This window comes from Ligilactobacillus acidipiscis DSM 15836 (assembly GCF_001435755.1).
GTDB classification, from domain to species: Bacteria; Bacillota; Bacilli; order Lactobacillales; family Lactobacillaceae; genus Ligilactobacillus; species Ligilactobacillus acidipiscis.
This window is the reverse complement of record NZ_AZFI01000030.1, coordinates 1-16,568: the sequence shown is the minus strand read 5'-3', so window position 1 is coordinate 16,568 and position 16,568 is coordinate 1. Positions and strand designations below refer to the sequence as shown.

Below are 16,568 nucleotides of genomic sequence, written 5' to 3'. Positions count from 1 at the left end.
TTTCATCAGTACCACTTGATAAAGAACCCAAAGTTCACTAGTGCTCTTCTTTTAACTCGTTATCCTGTTGTTTCACTAATCCATAACAGCACCGTTAAAAGCATTGACCCTTCTATAAACAGTAGTCCCGCCAGTCTTAACAGAGAAGTTCCAAGTTGGAATATAGACTGTACTGCCATTAACGCTTAGCAGCTTAGTGTAGCCCAAATTTCCCCATCTAACCGTTGAATTTGCCGGTAATTTATTATACTGATATAACCAAACGAGTGCTCGTCTTTGACTGATCGTGTTCTTCTTTTCACGCAAGATCTCAATATCTGACAGATATGTCTGCGAATAGCCCGTTACATATCCCTTAGAAATATTGAACCTTAACATCCCTCTTTCAGAGGAAACTCGCTTACCATAAATCATTTGTGTATACACGACCTCATTTTTGCTGGAAAAGTTCGGGTCGTAATGGTACTCGTCTCCCTCTGCTACCATAGACTCATCGGCAACGATTTTATTGATAGTTTTTTCAGGCTGGTCATTATTCTTTACCTTGACCCTTTTATCCAAACTAACGCTCAACTTTTTATCATGTTTGGAATATTCAGCCTTGTTTTTGCCCAACTGATCGATCTTAGTTGCTAAATAATCATCATCAGGACTTGCAATGTAATAACCATCGTTTTCTTTATTAGAGAGTTTTGAAGGATAAGTGATCTGGTCATCTTTCAAACTACGCAAAACTGACGTTGTCGTTCGTGCACTGCCAGCATCTTTTTCTGTTTCAACACCGCTTTGATTGTAATAAACACCGATCAAAAAAATATCCAAGGCGATAAAAGCAATTAAAAAGATCCATTCGATTCTTCTAAAATTCAAATCTTTCCCGCCTTTCCGTTAAGATACTTTTCCATCTAAAATGTCCTGATAATCCACCCAGCTGCCGTTATAAAGAACGAAATAAGTTGGGATCAAATCAATAACTTGTTTTGAGGAACCATTTACTTCAGCTTGGTAACCAATGCGGATACTCTTGATTTTTTGCTGTGGGATACCTCTTTGCAATAATTTGTCAACTGCTTCCTGCGTAGGAGGCAACTCTACCGAATTATTCTTAGCAGGTACCGGGATCTGTAAAGAATACAGGGAAAAATCAGTTCGTTCCCCTCCTGTACCAGCTAATTTAATATGATAGGCACCATAGTTACTATCAGTTAAAATTGGAAAAGCGTTGATATAAGTCCGATAAGTCACTTGATGATCATTCACATCATACTCATCATAACGGACATCATCCAATAAACGTCCTGTTTCTTGCAAATGTTTAAACGCATCCGTAAGATCATTGGACAACGAAGAATTTTTAGGTGTGTTATGGGAATAGTTCAAATAACTAACTTCACCCGTATCATTTGCCACAGTCATTCGCTGACCAGAGTTGTCAAAATAAACTGTTTCCTTATCTTCTTTGCGAGAATTGACTGAAGAGTTGCTTGTTCCAAGTAGCCGAGTTACAAAGGTACTGGCATTATCCTTATTTGCCAAATAGCTGTATTGCTGAACCCTGACTTTAGTTGAATAAAAACTGACATATTTGTCGTTCATTCGTTTGAGCTCGATCGGTACTTGCTCGACATTTTCCGAAGAGACCATTTTTCGTAAATTAGTAAATTTACCCTTTTTTAACATCACCCGCGTTCCCCGATGATTATTATCATTTAACAAATAGATCCGCGGGTGTGCTGTTAACTGAATCGCGATCCTGTTAAATCTCTCTCCGGCAAAACCCTTAGGAGAATTTTTAAACAATCCTTTCAACTGTGTCGTAGTGACGTCTCCCGAAAAGCCCATGAAGACCATGTGATCACGTTTTAAAAGTTCCTCGTAATTTTGAGTTGACATCTTTTTAACTCGACTAATAGATTGAATATCCCATGTTTTCAGATCTTCTCTGATGTCATCAATTAAATCAAGTTTCGAACTTGTTTGCCGAAAGCTGTGCCCATTTTCATTATACACAACACTAGTCGGTTGATAAATATCAGCAATCCTTGTCTTTGAAGCATCATCGCTCGTTGCTCTTTTATCTTCGGTATTTTGATTATTTCTAGTAGAGTTCTGTAAATACGTTGGATTGACCCATAAAATTGAGGTCAAACATACACTTAAAACAACTGCAAAGGCTAAAACATAGTGTAAAATGTTATCCTTGATCTTCATTCCATAGATCCTCCTCTCCGTATTCTTCATATGGCAAGGTAATATAGAAGGTCGAGCCCTTTCCTTCAAGTGATTCGACCCAGATCCGTCCGTTATGCATCTCTATCACTTCACGAGAAATAGCCAAGCCTAAGCCTGTGCCACCTTGAGCTCTGGAACGTGCTTTGTCAACACGGAAGAACCGGTCAAAGATCCGTCCAAGATCTTTCTTCGGAATCCCCAGTCCTTGATCGGAAATACTTAATAGGACATGGTCATGGGTCTCAACCAAACGACAAGTGATCACACCACCGTCAGGAGAGTACTTGATCGCATTGTTCATAATGTTATCGATCACCTGAATAAACTTATCCGGGTCTATTTCGACCCACAGATCACGTTGAGTAAACTCACGTTTAATAGAGTAGTTCTTAGGACGTTTCTCATGTCCTTCACCTGTTTCGTTTTTGATCATCATGTCAAACCGGTCAAGAATATAAGTAAACAATTCATTTAAATTAACTAATTCTAACTCAAGTTTAGCTGTGCCTGAATCCATCCTGGATAAACTCAAAAGATCATTGATCATGCGGATCATCCGGTCAGTTTCATCTTGCGTAACTTTCAAAAACGACGGAGCAACTTCTGGATCTTTCCAGGCGCCATCGTTTAAAGCTTCAATATATGAACGCAAGCTGGTCAAAGGAGTCCTTAACTCATGCGAAACGTTAGAAACAAACTGTTTCCGGTCATGATCGATTTTCTGCTGCTCTGTGATGTCATGCAAAACACAGACCAATCCTGAAATAAAACCGGATTCACGCTGAATCAAAGAAAAATAAGCATTCAAAACCTGGTCACGTCCTTGAGCCGACATGTCCAAATAAATGGTATCCTGATTTTCTAAAAGGTCTCTTAATGTATAATCTTCGCGAATATCCAGCACGTCTAAAATCGAGAGCCCCTTGAGTTGATCAACAGAATCAACATTCAAAAATTCGGCCGCCATATCATTAATGATGGTAATGTTACCCCGCCGATCCGTTGCTAAAACACCATCGGACATATGCGTTAAGACTGAATCCAGCCGTCTTCGTTCTGATTCAGACTGTTCTCTTGACTCTTCCACACGAACCGACAAATTATTGACAGCTTGAGCGAGTTCCCCAAGTTCATCATCACCATAAACGTGCACATGGCCTGAATAATTTCCATCAGCAATTTTAGCAGTTTGTTTCTTCATTTCATCTATTGGTCGTGTAATGGCACGTGAAATTAAAATTGCTAAACCCACCCCGATAAAAATGGCAAACACCGCAGCTGTCGCAAAAATCAAAGTGACTCCATCGATCGAATCATAAACTGATTCCAGGTCTGCCCGCAAATATACCGCACCGACCAAGGTGTTGTTATTTCCGTCCGAACTGAATAAGGGTGTGATCGAAATATAATAGTGTTTATTATCGGCACGATTCAAAGTTGTTTCACTAAACGAACGTCCTGAGTACAAAACGCGTTTGATTCGGCTATCTGTTGTTTTTTGTCCAACGATAGCATGCCCATTGGCGCTGGTTTCACCTCGGATATTTCCCTTGGCATCAACCACTTGCACATCGGAAATATTTTGATTGTTGATACCTGTTAAAGTCGAATTGATCTGACGGTCACTTTTCTTCGCATCGGCCATACTCAAACTCGTGATCAACGAATTATCCACGTAAGGCGTCAATTCGACTCTTTGCTTAAATGCCCTTAAGTTTTCACTTTTAAGTCGTTGTACAAATACTGCCCCAACGATCTGAAACGCCAGCAGCAGCAATAACACGAATACTAAGGCAATTTTAAAATGAATAGATCGAAAAATACGTAGTCTTTTTTTCAACTTCTTCTCCTCGAATTATCTGCTGAATGACAAAATACAAAACGCCGGCTGTATCTCTACTGCCAGCGCTCAACATTTGTCTATGCTTCACCCAGTCAATGACTGACCGGCTTGCTTTATTCTCTATTTAATCGGTTTCTGGATTACGCAAATAGTAGCCTACACCACGACGAGTAACTAACCAGACAGGCCGACTCGGATTATCCTCGACCTTTTCACGCAAACGACGCATTGTTACATCGACCGTTCGGACATCGCCAAAATAATCGTAGCCCCAAACAGTTTGCAATAAATGTTCCCGGGTCATAACTTGTCCCATATGCTTTGCCAAATAATTCAGTAATTCAAATTCACGATGAGTTAACTCGATCTTTTCACCATGCCGTGATACCGTGTATGATTCTGGATGAATGGTAAGATCACCGATCACTATATCACTATTTTCTTCTTTTTCTTCATTTTGGGCTGCTTGTGCAACCGAATTTTGACGACGCAGATTAGCCTTGACCCGTGCCACTAACTCACGGTTAGAAAACGGCTTGGTCACATAATCATCAGCACCCATTTCAAGGCCTAAAACCTTATCGATCTCTGTATCTTTAGCGGTAACCATGATGATCGGCATTTCGTGCGTTTTGCGGATCTCACGCGCGACCTCTAAGCCATCGATCTTCGGTAACATCAAGTCCAAGATGATCAAGTCTGGGTCAACTTCCTCAACTTGTTTGATGGCATCTTCACCATCGTAGGCTACATAAACATCATAGCCTTCTTTATTTAAATTAAATTTAATGATATCAGAGATCGGTTTTTCGTCATCCACCACTAAAATTTTCTTCATATTATAAGTCCTCCTTGGTGAGCTTTCTCACCAGTCGTTTATTATTCTCGAATACTTACAGGTCTAAACGGTCACAACGTTACTAAATAACGTCATTTTTAACCGTCACTCCATTTTATTATAAACCAGTCATTGCATTATTCCAAATATTAGAAATAGCGTTCACATCAATTTCCCTGTTGGCCAGCACTTTTTTCTCTTTTTATAGTAAAAGGTGCTATACTCAATGGTAAAACAAATATCTGATAAGGAGGTTAAATTTTTGCGATCACAAGTTTTAGTGAGCCAAGATCTTTCTTGCTTTGGCCAAGTCTCACTTCAGACTGCCCTACCATTAATAAGTGCCAGTGGGGCAAACGTCAGCGCTTTACCAACTGCTCTGCTCTCCACACATACCGGCGGCTTCGCTGATAATACATATTTAGACCTTAGTCTAGAAATGGCGCGTATCATAACACACTGGCAAAAGTTGAAACTCAACTTTGACGGCGTTTATCTAGGTTATTTGGGTCTTAAACCCCTTAAGGAACTGCAAAATAGCCTTTCAACACTGACCACTCCAAAGACGCTGGTCTTGATCGACCCTGTAATGGGTGACAATGGTCACCTTTACCACGGTTTCGATCAAGAATATGTTAATGCCATGAAAGAGTTGATACAACGAGCCAACATCTTAACTCCCAATCTGACAGAAGCCGCTTTCTTACTTGACCAGCCGCAGTTATTAAACGGTGGGATCAAAGAGGCTTCCATCGCGGTCAAACAGCTGCAGGAACGTTTTGGGATCCCGTTTATTTTGATCACCGGGATCCCACTTGCAAACGACCAAATTGCTGTTGTGGGCTGCCAGAAAACAACTGGTGAGATCTGGGTCAAAACACAGACTAGGTTTCCCGCGAGTTATTTTGGGACAGGAGATATTTTCGCAGCGGCACTGTTTGCGGCTGTAATTTCAGGTCATTCGATCCAGCACTCCTGTGATATAGCACTGGAACTGCTGCATACGGCAATCAGAGCACGCCAAGAAGAATCTCAAAGTGATCCGCGAGTCGGCTTAAATTATAATTCTGCATTACCAAAATTTTTAAAACAATTAGCACAAGGAGAAACAAATGATAGAAGATAACAAAAATTCATTACGTGCAATTATATTAACTGGTCTGTTTGCTGCCATTATTTATATCGGGATCTGGGTCTTACGCATTCCAATCCCTGCACTTGTTGGCCGTCCTTTCATTCACTTCGGCAATACCCTAACAGCTGTTGCAATTCTCTTTTTGGGTTTTCGCAACGGCATGCTGGCTGGCATAATCGGGTTGGGCGGCTTTGATATTTTGAACGGCTACGCTGCTACTTCCTGGCTTACTATGCTGGAAGTGGTCGTAGTCGCATTAGTTATAACCGCCGTGTATAAAGCCCTGAAATACACCGACAGCAAGCGTAATATCATTATCATCGCTGTAATCGCCGGAATCACCAAAATTTTCACAACTTATTGTGTTTCGATCGTTGAAGCACTGATGGCAGGTTCATTTTTAAAAGCGGCCCTAGTCGCATCCTTTGTCAGTCTTCCGGCAACTGTCGTTAACTCGATTTCCACGGCAGTTTTGACGCCAATTTTATATTTCTTTGTTAAAAAAGTATATGCATCCTTACGTAAAAACCCTAATAAATCATTCTAATCAGCTTTTTAAAATAGGAAGAAAGTAAATTTTAATGGCAGACTTACAACAATATTTTGATTTATATAATTTCACGCCCGCAGAAAATCGGCGTTTTGCACGGTCAAACTTTACTAAGTTAGTGCATACCAACGCCCGTTTTGAGGGGGTCAATACGACCTTGTCACAAACGCAGACTATCATGGACGGCATGAGCGTTGCAGGTGTGCCAGTGGAAGATGTTTTGACAATTGTTAATTTAAAGCGAGGTTGGCAGTATGTAACGACTCAAAATGAACCTTTAACGTTGGCAATGGAAAAGCAAATCAATAAAGTAGTGGCTGCCGAAGACGCCTTGGTTCCTGGCGACTTACGGCAGGGACAAGGTGGGATCAATTTAGGGAGCGAAGAATTTTTACAAAAAACGTTGGCTGATTCACAGACAACCACGACTGATAAGGCCTTGACCGTTATGTATCATAATATGAGCCAACAAATCTTTTGGGACGGCAATAAAAGGACAGCGACTTTAAGCGCTAATAAAATTATGATTGACGGTGGTGCTGGGCTAATCAATGTGCCCTTAGATAAGTGGGATAAATGGAACGAGTTAATCGCTGATTATTACCGCACTAATGACATGACAAAAGTTAAGCAGTGGACGTATGATAATGCGATTCAGGGCTTAGATGTGCGGAGTAATAAAGGAAAAACAATATGACACAAAATGCGCTTGAAGTTAAACGAATTTATGTGAAAAAAGAATAAAAACATCAGGAAATTAGTACACAATTATTCCAAAAAGCTTTGGATTTAGCCAAATCACAACAAAAAAATATCATTTGATTAGGTGTTTGGAAAAATAGTATTGCAGCTTTGAAATTTTATAATAAATTGAGATTTGAACAAATTAGAGAGCATGTTTTTCAACCCGGCGACGATCCGCAAAGAGACTTAATTATGCAAAAAAGTTTAGTCTCTAATAAAATAAAACAGTAAACTTTTCTAATCTAACGTTTTAGTTTATTTTAAGGGGCTGGGACAAAACTAATAACACTTAGAAAGTTAGATTGTAGCCAAAATAAAGATGGCGGCATAACGGGATTTTACATCTGACATTATGTCGCAATTTTTATTTTTAAGACTGGGTTTTTTGTTTTGTCCCAGCCCCTTGTTTTTATACCTTATAATATAGGCAAATAACAGCGCGTCAGAACTTAGAAACATAAACAGCAACTAAAAAAATAAACAAAGAGATTATTCAAGGCCTATTCGATCAAGATATTACATTTTAAACATGGGAACAATCGACAATACCCCCACAGGGCAATTAATTTTTACGATATTCAGCGCCTTTGCGCAATTTGGGCGAGATATGATCGTGACCCGCACTCCTTCCTATTTTTTTAATGTCCAATTTTTTCAAACATGAGCTGTTGATATTTATAGTATTCAGAGCGCCAAGGGCTTACATATTCACCTTTTGTGACCCACGGTTTGCCAAAACCGGTATAGTGGATCAGCACCGGGTCTTGTAAAGCGTGAGCAGCCGCCTTTCGTTGCCAGGGATCAGCGCTTTGTTTCTCATATCGCATCAAAGGCGACTGCAGGTCGTATTTCGGATCAAGCTGCTCCCAGCGATCAGCTAAAACAGCGTTTAAAGTATCTTGATCCTGGAAATCAATAATATCAGCATGTTCCTTCATATATTGACGTGCCTTAGCAGTAATGTCATGGTCTTTCCACTTCTTCGTATCGATCAACAATAATCCCGCATTAAAATATTGGGGGCGTTGATGTTTGACTCCCAAAAGCTCAAGTCGGTCAACATACATCTGAGACTCTACTGCGCCAATGATATTATCATGCAGTTCCGCCTTAAAAAGGGCGCTGATCTCACCTCGACAGATCATATCGCAATCCAGATATAACAACCGTGAACAAGAGATCAACTGTGGAAATTCAAACCTGTAATAAGTGTTTTCCTTGATCAGCGAACGCGGCGACCTAACATTCGCTCCGTGATAAAGTTCCGCAAAATCAGTACCCAAAAAATTAATTTGCGCACAATTGCGGTAGCTCTGCCGTAATAAGTTTATCCGCCGTTTATCATCATCCGTCAGATTATCGTCAATGATATTAAAGCTAAAAGTTTCCTGCTTATTGTTTTCCAGTAAAGAAACATAACTTGTGAGCAGCACATTTACAAATTCGCTGTCCGTTGTTGAACCTATCTCTAGCATTGGTCTCGATCCCTTCTTGCAATATGTTCAATGTTCACATTTACTTTGTTTAGAATACACTTCAGAGCTTCTTTTCCAGCCAAACATCACAAGTATTATGCAAGGTTTTGTCTTTTGAGCTGGCCAGTCTAGGAAAGCCCAGATGTTCATACAAACCTAAAGCTTCCTTCATATTGGATAAAGTCTCAATATATAAAGAACTATAACCAAATTTACGCCCATATTCTTCACATAAACCTAATAATCTCTTACCTGCTCCTACCCCGCGAGTCTCTGGTAGCAAATACAACTTTTGAATTTCAACAGTTCCCGAATCATCAAATTCCGCCAAACCATAACTGCCTACAACTTTTCCTGCCACAGTCACTACCCAATATTTTCTGTGCGGTCTCGCTGCGTAGAATTTAGAGAGCGCGCCTAATTCAGGGTCATAATATGCCGTACCGGGCAAATCATCATGGTATTCCCGCAAAACACTTTGAACTATATTCTTAATAGCCAGATCATCTCCGCTCGTTAATTCGCGGATCTGAAGTTTCTTTTCTGCCATACTCATCTTCCGTCTTAAATACCAGTATTATACTACTATCCCGCTGACTTAAAACAAACAGCTAATGTTATAATGAAAAGTAAATTTAACTCTTTCATAAAAGGAAGTAATTTAGCATGTACTTTTACTTTGTTCGTCATGGTACCACCATTAATAACCAGAATCATACTTTTAACGGAGGCGGTGTCGATCCAGTCTTAACTGGCTTTGGTCAAGCAGAGGCTCAAAAATTAGGACATTACTTACAAGAAGTTCATTTTGATGCTTGTTTTTCATCTCCTTTAAAAAGGGCATACGAAACCGCGCAACTTGTACTCAAGGAAAATAAACAAGCCCGACCGGCAATCAAAATATTACCAGCTTTAACAGAAATGGATCTGGGCGACTGGGATGGAATCTCCATCAAACAATTAAACGGCGCACCACAGATCGAGAATTACTTCCATAAGCCTGACCTTTTCGATGGCCACTCGCTCCATGCTGAAAGCTATCATGATTTGCAACGCCGCGGCTATCAGGCTTTAGAGCAGATCATTAAGTCAGCCTCAGGTAAAAAGAACGTCTTAATTGCCAGTCACGGTTTATTATTGACCACTTTACTCAAACCACTGAATGGAACTGACTTAAGAGATATCCGTAAAGATGGTCTGGTTGCAACTTCGAGTGTCACTATTTTTGAATCTAAGGATGGAACAGAGTTCAAACTAAAAGACTGGGCACTCAAACCTGCAGAATAAAAAGTATTTAAAAAAAGACTTGTTTTTCTGAGATAAACTTGGCATAATGGTAGATGGTCATTTTATATGATTCGGGCGGTTAGCTCAGTTGGTAGAGCAACGGACTCTTAATCCGTGGGTCCAGGGTTCGAGCCCCTGACCACCCATGGGTGCCAAACCCACGAGAAGCAGAACTGTTGGTGCGAAATGCATTTGGAAAACAGATCTGGCTTCTCTTTTTTTTACTTAAAATTCAGTGGTATTGACCTAGCATTTAGTCTAAGCTAGCAGTCAATGCTCTTTTTGCTTTACCTAATCTTTTTATTAAATCTGTCAAAGAATATTGGACTCTCGCCTTAATTATTTGTTATATTGGAGTTGGAATTGTTTTCAAATAACGAACTATTTGGGAGGCGGTTTTATGCTAACTTGGTTTGCCGAAGCAAATCCTATTATCCAAGCGACTCTTGCTGGTATTTTCACCTGGGGATGTACAGCGGTGGGTTCGGCAATCGTATTCTTATTCAATGATGTGAACCGTAAGTTGCTAGATATCATGAACGGTTTCGCCGCCGGTATCATGATCGCGGCCAGTTTCTGGTCACTGCTAGCACCATCGATCGACTACGCTAAAGCTGGCGGTTACGGTAACTGGTCCTTCGTTCCGGCAGTTGTTGGTTTCTTGTTTGGTGGCGGTTTTTTACGGATCATTGATGCGGTGGTCCCCAATATGGACTTCGCTAGCAAAGAAGGAGTTGAAGGGCCTAAAACCTCACTTTCTCCAACGACCTTATTGTTTCTTGCAATTACAATTCATAATTTTCCCGAAGGTTTATCTGTAGGAGTTGCGTTTGGCGCTGGTGGAATGGGATTAAGCTCTGCTACTTTACAAAGTGCCTTGATTTTGGCTTTAGGGATCGGGATTCAAAACCTCCCAGAAGGTTCTGCTTTATCAATGCCAATCAGATCAGGCGGGTCCAGCAAGGGCCACGCCTTTAATCTGGGCCAGGCTAGCGCTTTAGTCGAGATTGTCGGAGCAACATTAGGTGCTTGGCTTGTAACCCAAGTTACGATCATCTTACCATATGCCTTATCATTCGCAGCCGGTGCGATGATCTTCGTCTGTGTAGAAGAATTGATCCCAGAGTCACAGACCAATGGAAATAACGACCTTGCTACACTGGCATTGCTTTGTGGTTTTGCTTTAATGATGGCACTGGATGTCGGACTGGGCTAAATCAGCTAGATAAATTTGAGAAGGATCTTGAAACGATAACGTGAGCAAGCAAAACGCAACATACAACTAAAATATGTACCATAACTTGAATTGAATAACACCACAAAAGCTAGGAATGCCATAAGAAAGTGTCTCACGCTCATTTGACTTTAACGTCAGATGACTTATGAGACACTCTCAAGGTTTATTCCTAGCTTTTTTATTTTTCCGGTAACTCTATCTCGTGTTGACCATGCTTGCCAGCGATGATCCTCAACGCGTCTTCTAACGAAATTTCAACCATATTTTTTACAGCAATATCTGTATAAAAGCCAATATGAGGACTAACTGTTGCGTTATCCAGTGATAATAGTTCGTTGAGCCAGCTATTAGGCTGGTCTTTATGCGAAAAGTCTTTGCTAAAAATATTCGCTTCATTTTCGATCGTATCGATCCCGGCTGCCGCAATATCCTTATTTTTTAAAGCTGCCAATAAAGCGGGCGTATTAACCACCGCACCACGTGAAGCATTGATAAATATTGCGGATGGCTTCATCGCTTTAAATGCAGCCTCATCAACCATATGATATGTGGAGGATAACAGTGGTGTATGCATTGTGATAATGTCAGCTTGTTCAAAAACGGTTTGTTGATCCACGTAAGTAAGCACACTGTTTAATTCTGGACGATGAATCGGATCTGAAGCAATGATATTAGCACCTAGGGCTTTAAAAACACGAGCGACTTCGCTGCCTATTTTACCAGCACCAATAATTCCGACCGTTAACTCATGGATCTCATGTGCTTGCAGATTATCCCAGGTAAAATCATTATGACCTTCACGCTGAGCAGCAACATTTAAATGTCGTAATAACCACATAGTATGAGCTAAGACTAACTCTGAAACAGAACGCGGTGAATATGCAGGAACATTAGTGATGGTCAGATCATTAGCAGCTGCTTCCTTCAAATCGATCGTCTCATAACCTGTAGTACGTAAAGAAATTTGCTTGATCCCAAATGAATGCAACTTTTGGTAGACCTTTGGATCATCGATCAAATTATCTTGTTGGATCAAAAGCCCATCATAACCCTTGACCAGATCCACAGTCTCGGGTGTGAGCGTTTCTTTGTTAGTATCGATCACAATATCAGGATGACTTGCCTGCCAGTTCTTGATCACGTCAACTTCATCATCCAAAGAATTAAACATCAATAATTTAGTCACTCTTAAATTCCTCCCTATTTAACCGTTTGCTGGTCAGCAAAACTTAAAGCGTTAAAGCCGACAACCGCTTTTTTCAACGTTTCCATGTTTTGTGTTGCAGCGATCCGCACAAAACCACGTCCTCCTTGTCCAAATGCCTGACCAGGAATGACTAAGATCCCAGCTTGCTCAAGCAAGTAGTCGCTAAATTCAATATCATCCATTCCTGAACCAGTGATATCCAAAAATAGGTAAATACTGCCAGCGACCGGGATCGTTTTAGCCCACGACAGCTTATTCAGCTCTTTACTTAAATAAATCAGGCGTTTGCCAAATTCATCTTGTAATGGTACAGCCAGTTCATGAACATTTTGTAACCCATAAGTACCCGCAACTTGCGCCATGCTGGGAGCTGTGTATGTCACACCTTCATTTAACAGGCCGGCCGCTGTGATCAGCTCTTTTGGTGCTAACATGTAGCCGATCCTAAAACCCGTCATCGCAAAGACCTTAGACAAAGAACCCGTAACGATAGTACGTTTAGGGGCTAAGTTTTCAAGCGGTATAAAAGTCCGTTCATTAAAAACATACGGCCAATAAACTTCATCTGCAATCAGATACAAATCATATTTTTCAGCAAGAGTGACTATATCTTGCAGGACCTGTTGATCATAAACTGCACCTGTGGGATTATTGGGTGAATTGACTAGGATCACCTTAGTCTTGGCAGTAATAGTGGCCTCGATATCTTCTTTTTGCGGCTGAAAATTATTTTCGGCTTTGCAAGTGACAAAAACTGGTTTGCCATGAAACTGTTCAACTTGAACTTTATATGGTGCAAAGTATGGTTCAAAAATAATCACTTCATCTTCAGGATCAAGTAAAGCTCCAAAAGCCAAGTCAGTGGCGTGACTGGCACCAACTGTCGCACGAACATTATCTAAACCATAATTAGAGCCAAAATGCTGGTTATGGAAATTTACGATCGTTTGCAAATATCGCGGATCTCCATCCGAAGCGGTGTAATGAGTGTTTCCTTCCAACATTGCCTGGGTCGTTGCATTGACAATTGGCCTAGGAGTATCCATATCAGGGTCTCCGATCGATAAGTCGATCACATTTTTCATTAAAGCCGCCGTTTTTCCAATTTCGGCCATAATATTTTTAGCAGGATCTCGAAATAATTTTGCTACTGGTTTTACCATGATTTTCCCCCTCAAAATGTAAAGCAGCGTGAAGCATGGGCATTCAGAAAGCCGCTTAAGTCCAGCCTTCTGCCATGCAAAACTCGACTATAAAACAGGACTGTGCAAGCGTAAGGATCTAGATACTATGAGCTTTAAGCTGATAGTATATTTTTATGCGGCTACCTCATATTTTTTGCCCATTCGCTTCTCGAAGATCCCTAAGATCCAGGCCATAACGCTGGTCAAGATCCAATAAATCACAGCTGCCACGAGCAATGGAGCGATGTAGTCGTAAAGAGTGCCGCCGACACCCAATGCTTGGGCCGTAACTTCTTGCACACCGATATAAAACAAGACTGATGACTCCTTGATCAATGTAATAAACTCATTGCCTAAAGCAGGCAAAATATTGCGAACTGCCTGGGGCAAAATGATAGAAAATAAAGTCGTCCGTTCGCTCATTCCTAAAGAAAGTCCTGCTTCCATCTGACCGGTGGGTACTGAGATGATCCCGGAACGGAAAATTTCAGAAGTATAAGCAGCCGAGTTTAATCCTAAGGCGATCGAGCCTGGGATGATCCGGTCAAGCCCTGAACCCAAAACTTGCACCTGCGAAATTTCTAAGCCTTTTGAAATTGAGTAATAGATCAACATGACTTGGATCATCGAGGGAGTCCCCCGAACAATCGAAACATAGATCCGTGAAATATATTGCAGGATTTTAAGTTTAGACCGCCGTAACAAGACCAGTACCAATCCTAACAGGATCCCTAACAAGATCCCAATGATCGAAATAATGATCGTCAATCCTGTTCCCTGTAAAAACAACTTATAATATTGTCCTAAAAAATCAAACATATTCTTCCTCCAAATCTTATGCACTTTCGTAGCCGAAAAGACTATAAAACATCACATTGAATGCTCTATAGTCTAATTTCACAGTACTCAATGAAAAAGCAGTACCTTGACCTGCCATTATTTGTTTTCAGCTTGCAGTGTTTGTGCTTTCTGCAACATCTTGTCGAGTTCGCCGCTCTTCTTTAACTGAGCAATAACTTTATTAACTTGTGTGATCAATTTCTTATCAGATTTTCTGGTTGCAACATTAATGTTTTCCAGATCCTTTGGTGTTTGTAATTTGGCTGGTGCGATTTCGTAATCATTCGGGAAATTCTTGACGTAGTTGTCAGCAACCGTATTTTCCACTACTACTGCGTCTAGCTTGTCCTTCTTCAACTCTGTCGTTAAGGCCGTGACTTTCGATTCAGAAACAACATTAGCACCTTTCATCTGGTCTTTAGCAATCGTTTCTTGAGTCGTTGTTTGTTGCACCCCTACGGATTTATTCTTAAAGTCTGTATCTGCTTTCTTATACTTGTTAGCTTCACCTTTTTTGACCAGCACTTGGTTTTTGATCTTAAAGTAACTATCAGAAAAACCAACTTGCTTTTTACGTGCTTTAGTCGAGACCATTCCAGCCATTACCATGTCAACTTTGTTGTCTTTTAATTCTGACACAAGTGAAGGAAATTCTGTGTTGACAATTTTAAGCTTAACACCCAATTTGTCGGCAATCTTTTGTGCGATCATAATGTCATACCCAACGATCTGCTTTTTGCCATCCTTGACGATCGGAAATTCAAAGGGAGCATAGTCTGCCGATGTCCCGACAACTAAAGTCTTCTTATCCTTGATCTCCTGAACACTATTATCTGTATCTTTCTTGCCGCAAGCTGTCAAGACCAGACAAAATACTGCCAAAAATGCTAATACTATGTAAATCTTCTTTTTCCCCTTCATTTGTGAACATCCTCTTTCGTTTTTTAACCTGTCTTTAATTTCTATGTTGACAAGCATACTGTATTTTATTTCATTTTTCAACCCATTTTTGATTATTTATGCAAATTTGTCCAAAATTATTCATTATTTTCCCTGAAATTGTAATTTTTAGAGAAAAATTGTATATTTTAACTAACAATTTGAACTACCATAATTATTAAAAGAAGGTGATGCCTGTGAATGGTACTCAAACTTTAACAACAAACCGCCTCATTTTAAGAAGATTAGCCATCAGTGATGCACCTGCCATGTTCGCTAACTGGGCTAATGATCCACTTGTCACCAAATACTTGACCTGGCAGCCCCACCAAAATATCTCTATTACAAAAATGGGGCTCAAATGGCGTGAAAAGCAGTACCAAGACCCCGCCTTTTTTGACTGGGGGATCGTGATCAAAGACACAGACGAATTAATTGGAACTATTACAGTTGTAAATCAAGACAAAGCCCAAAAAACTATGGAAATCGGTTATTGTTTAGGAAAACAATGGTGGGGTCAAGGCTTCGCGGCAGAAGCATTGATAAAAGTACTCAACTTTTTATTCACATACACAGCTGTGGAGCGCATAGAAGCTCGCCATGACACTAATAATCCTAATTCTGGAAAAGTAATGAAAAAAGCCGGCATGGCCTTTGAAAAAATATTGTATCAACATGGGACCAATAATAATGGTGTGTGTGATGAAGCTGTCTATTCTATTTTGAGAACAGACTCTACGGCTAGTACCAACGCAGTTTAAACTAATCATCGCGTCTTTTTTCCCCGATATTTTTTACGTTGTTAGTTCAAAAAAAGCTTGCATTCATTTCAATTTATTGCTATTATAATTATTGTTGGTGTTGCGTAAAACACATATGGGCGGCTAGCTCAGTTGGTAGAGCAACGGACTCTTAATCCGTGGGTCCAGGGTTCGAGCCCCTGGCCGCCCATCACTTTAAACGATCAGCAGTAATTCCAAAGTTATTTTGGGATTACTGCTTTTTTAATATTAAAAATTCTTTGTTAGATCGGGTAGGAGATAGTTCACACTATCGA

The 16,568-nt window shown here is 40.4% G+C and carries 16 protein-coding genes, 2 tRNA genes and 1 pseudogene; 9 read left to right on the top strand and 10 right to left on the bottom strand.

Features of this window, described 5'->3' with window-relative positions; translation table 11 throughout:
• Positions 1–75: 75 nt before the first annotated feature.
• From FC65_RS03895 to yycF, 4 genes are all read right to left on the bottom strand, one after another.
• On the bottom strand, positions 76–870 hold the full coding sequence (locus tag FC65_RS03895) for a two-component system regulatory protein YycI (RefSeq protein WP_056971620.1): 795 nt from the start codon (positions 868–870) through the stop codon (positions 76–78).
• Between the two features lie 18 nt (positions 871–888).
• Positions 889–2,211: a YycH family regulatory protein gene (locus FC65_RS03890; protein WP_056971619.1), complete on the bottom strand. Its 1,323-nt coding sequence runs from the start codon at positions 2,209–2,211 to the stop codon at positions 889–891.
• Complete coding sequence (walK, locus tag FC65_RS03885; RefSeq protein ID WP_056971618.1) at positions 2,195–4,072, bottom strand: cell wall metabolism sensor histidine kinase WalK; 1,878 nt, start codon at positions 4,070–4,072, stop codon at positions 2,195–2,197. The genes FC65_RS03890 and walK overlap by 17 nt, the downstream gene beginning before the upstream one ends.
• A 127-nt stretch (positions 4,073–4,199) precedes the next feature.
• Positions 4,200–4,913 (bottom strand): response regulator YycF, encoded by a 714-nt coding sequence (yycF, locus tag FC65_RS03880; RefSeq protein WP_010495262.1) that lies wholly within the window; start codon positions 4,911–4,913, stop codon positions 4,200–4,202.
• Between the two features lie 262 nt (positions 4,914–5,175).
• On the opposite strand from yycF, the gene FC65_RS03875 reads away from it, so the two are divergent.
• The 4 genes and pseudogenes from FC65_RS03875 to FC65_RS12330 form a co-directional block, all read left to right on the top strand.
• Positions 5,176–6,039: a pyridoxamine kinase gene (locus FC65_RS03875; protein WP_056971617.1), complete on the top strand. Its 864-nt coding sequence runs from the start codon at positions 5,176–5,178 to the stop codon at positions 6,037–6,039.
• Positions 6,026–6,595 carry an ECF transporter S component gene (locus FC65_RS03870; RefSeq protein WP_056971616.1) on the top strand — a complete coding sequence of 190 codons (570 nt, stop codon included), beginning with the start codon at positions 6,026–6,028 and terminating at the stop codon, positions 6,593–6,595. Before FC65_RS03875 ends, FC65_RS03870 begins: the two co-directional genes overlap by 14 nt.
• A 34-nt stretch (positions 6,596–6,629) precedes the next feature.
• Positions 6,630–7,295 (top strand): hypothetical protein, encoded by a 666-nt coding sequence (locus FC65_RS03865; RefSeq protein WP_010495267.1) that lies wholly within the window; start codon positions 6,630–6,632, stop codon positions 7,293–7,295.
• 567 nt (positions 7,296–7,862) lie between these two features.
• Positions 7,863–7,967, top strand: a pseudogene (locus FC65_RS12330) (recombinase family protein); the annotation flags it as partial.
• 13 nt (positions 7,968–7,980) lie between these two features.
• Here the strand turns inward: FC65_RS12330 and FC65_RS03860 are convergent.
• Entirely contained in the window at positions 7,981–8,817 is an 837-nt protein-coding gene (locus tag FC65_RS03860; RefSeq protein WP_010495271.1) for a glycosyltransferase family 8 protein, read from the bottom strand.
• Positions 8,818–8,878: 61 nt separating this feature from the next.
• On the bottom strand, positions 8,879–9,367 hold the full coding sequence (locus FC65_RS03855) for a GNAT family N-acetyltransferase (protein ID WP_056971615.1): 489 nt from the start codon (positions 9,365–9,367) through the stop codon (positions 8,879–8,881).
• A gap of 116 nt (positions 9,368–9,483) precedes the next feature.
• Between FC65_RS03855 and FC65_RS03850 the strand changes: the two genes are divergently transcribed.
• The 3 genes from FC65_RS03850 to FC65_RS03840 all read left to right on the top strand — a co-directional run bounded on the left by FC65_RS03850 (position 9,484) and on the right by FC65_RS03840 (position 11,320).
• Positions 9,484–10,104, top strand: coding sequence for a histidine phosphatase family protein (locus FC65_RS03850; RefSeq protein ID WP_056971614.1), 621 nt, complete (start codon positions 9,484–9,486; stop codon positions 10,102–10,104).
• Positions 10,105–10,177: 73 nt separating this feature from the next.
• Positions 10,178–10,250, top strand: a tRNA-Lys gene (locus FC65_RS03845).
• A gap of 254 nt (positions 10,251–10,504) precedes the next feature.
• Positions 10,505–11,320 (top strand): ZIP family metal transporter, encoded by an 816-nt coding sequence (locus tag FC65_RS03840; RefSeq protein ID WP_056971613.1) that lies wholly within the window; start codon positions 10,505–10,507, stop codon positions 11,318–11,320.
• A 199-nt stretch (positions 11,321–11,519) separates the two neighbouring features.
• Here FC65_RS03840 and FC65_RS03835 read toward each other — a convergent pair whose 3' ends face one another.
• The 4 genes from FC65_RS03835 to FC65_RS03820 all read right to left on the bottom strand — a co-directional run bounded on the left by FC65_RS03835 (position 11,520) and on the right by FC65_RS03820 (position 15,493).
• On the bottom strand, positions 11,520–12,527 hold the full coding sequence (locus tag FC65_RS03835) for a D-2-hydroxyacid dehydrogenase (protein ID WP_156408568.1): 1,008 nt from the start codon (positions 12,525–12,527) through the stop codon (positions 11,520–11,522).
• 14 nt (positions 12,528–12,541) lie between these two features.
• Positions 12,542–13,711 carry a pyridoxal phosphate-dependent aminotransferase gene (locus FC65_RS03830; protein WP_056971612.1) on the bottom strand — a complete coding sequence of 390 codons (1,170 nt, stop codon included), beginning with the start codon at positions 13,709–13,711 and terminating at the stop codon, positions 12,542–12,544.
• A 153-nt stretch (positions 13,712–13,864) separates the two neighbouring features.
• Complete coding sequence (locus tag FC65_RS03825) at positions 13,865–14,551, bottom strand: amino acid ABC transporter permease (RefSeq protein ID WP_010495288.1); 687 nt, start codon at positions 14,549–14,551, stop codon at positions 13,865–13,867.
• Between the two features lie 117 nt (positions 14,552–14,668).
• Entirely contained in the window at positions 14,669–15,493 is an 825-nt protein-coding gene (locus FC65_RS03820) for a transporter substrate-binding domain-containing protein (protein ID WP_010495291.1), read from the bottom strand.
• A 209-nt stretch (positions 15,494–15,702) separates the two neighbouring features.
• Here FC65_RS03820 and FC65_RS03815 point away from each other — a divergent pair, with 209 nt between their 5' ends.
• Both FC65_RS03815 and FC65_RS03810 read left to right on the top strand, forming a co-directional pair.
• On the top strand, positions 15,703–16,272 hold the full coding sequence (locus FC65_RS03815) for a GNAT family N-acetyltransferase (RefSeq protein ID WP_056971611.1): 570 nt from the start codon (positions 15,703–15,705) through the stop codon (positions 16,270–16,272).
• Positions 16,273–16,389: 117 nt separating this feature from the next.
• Positions 16,390–16,462, top strand: a tRNA-Lys gene (locus tag FC65_RS03810).
• Positions 16,463–16,568: the final 106 nt, after the last annotated feature.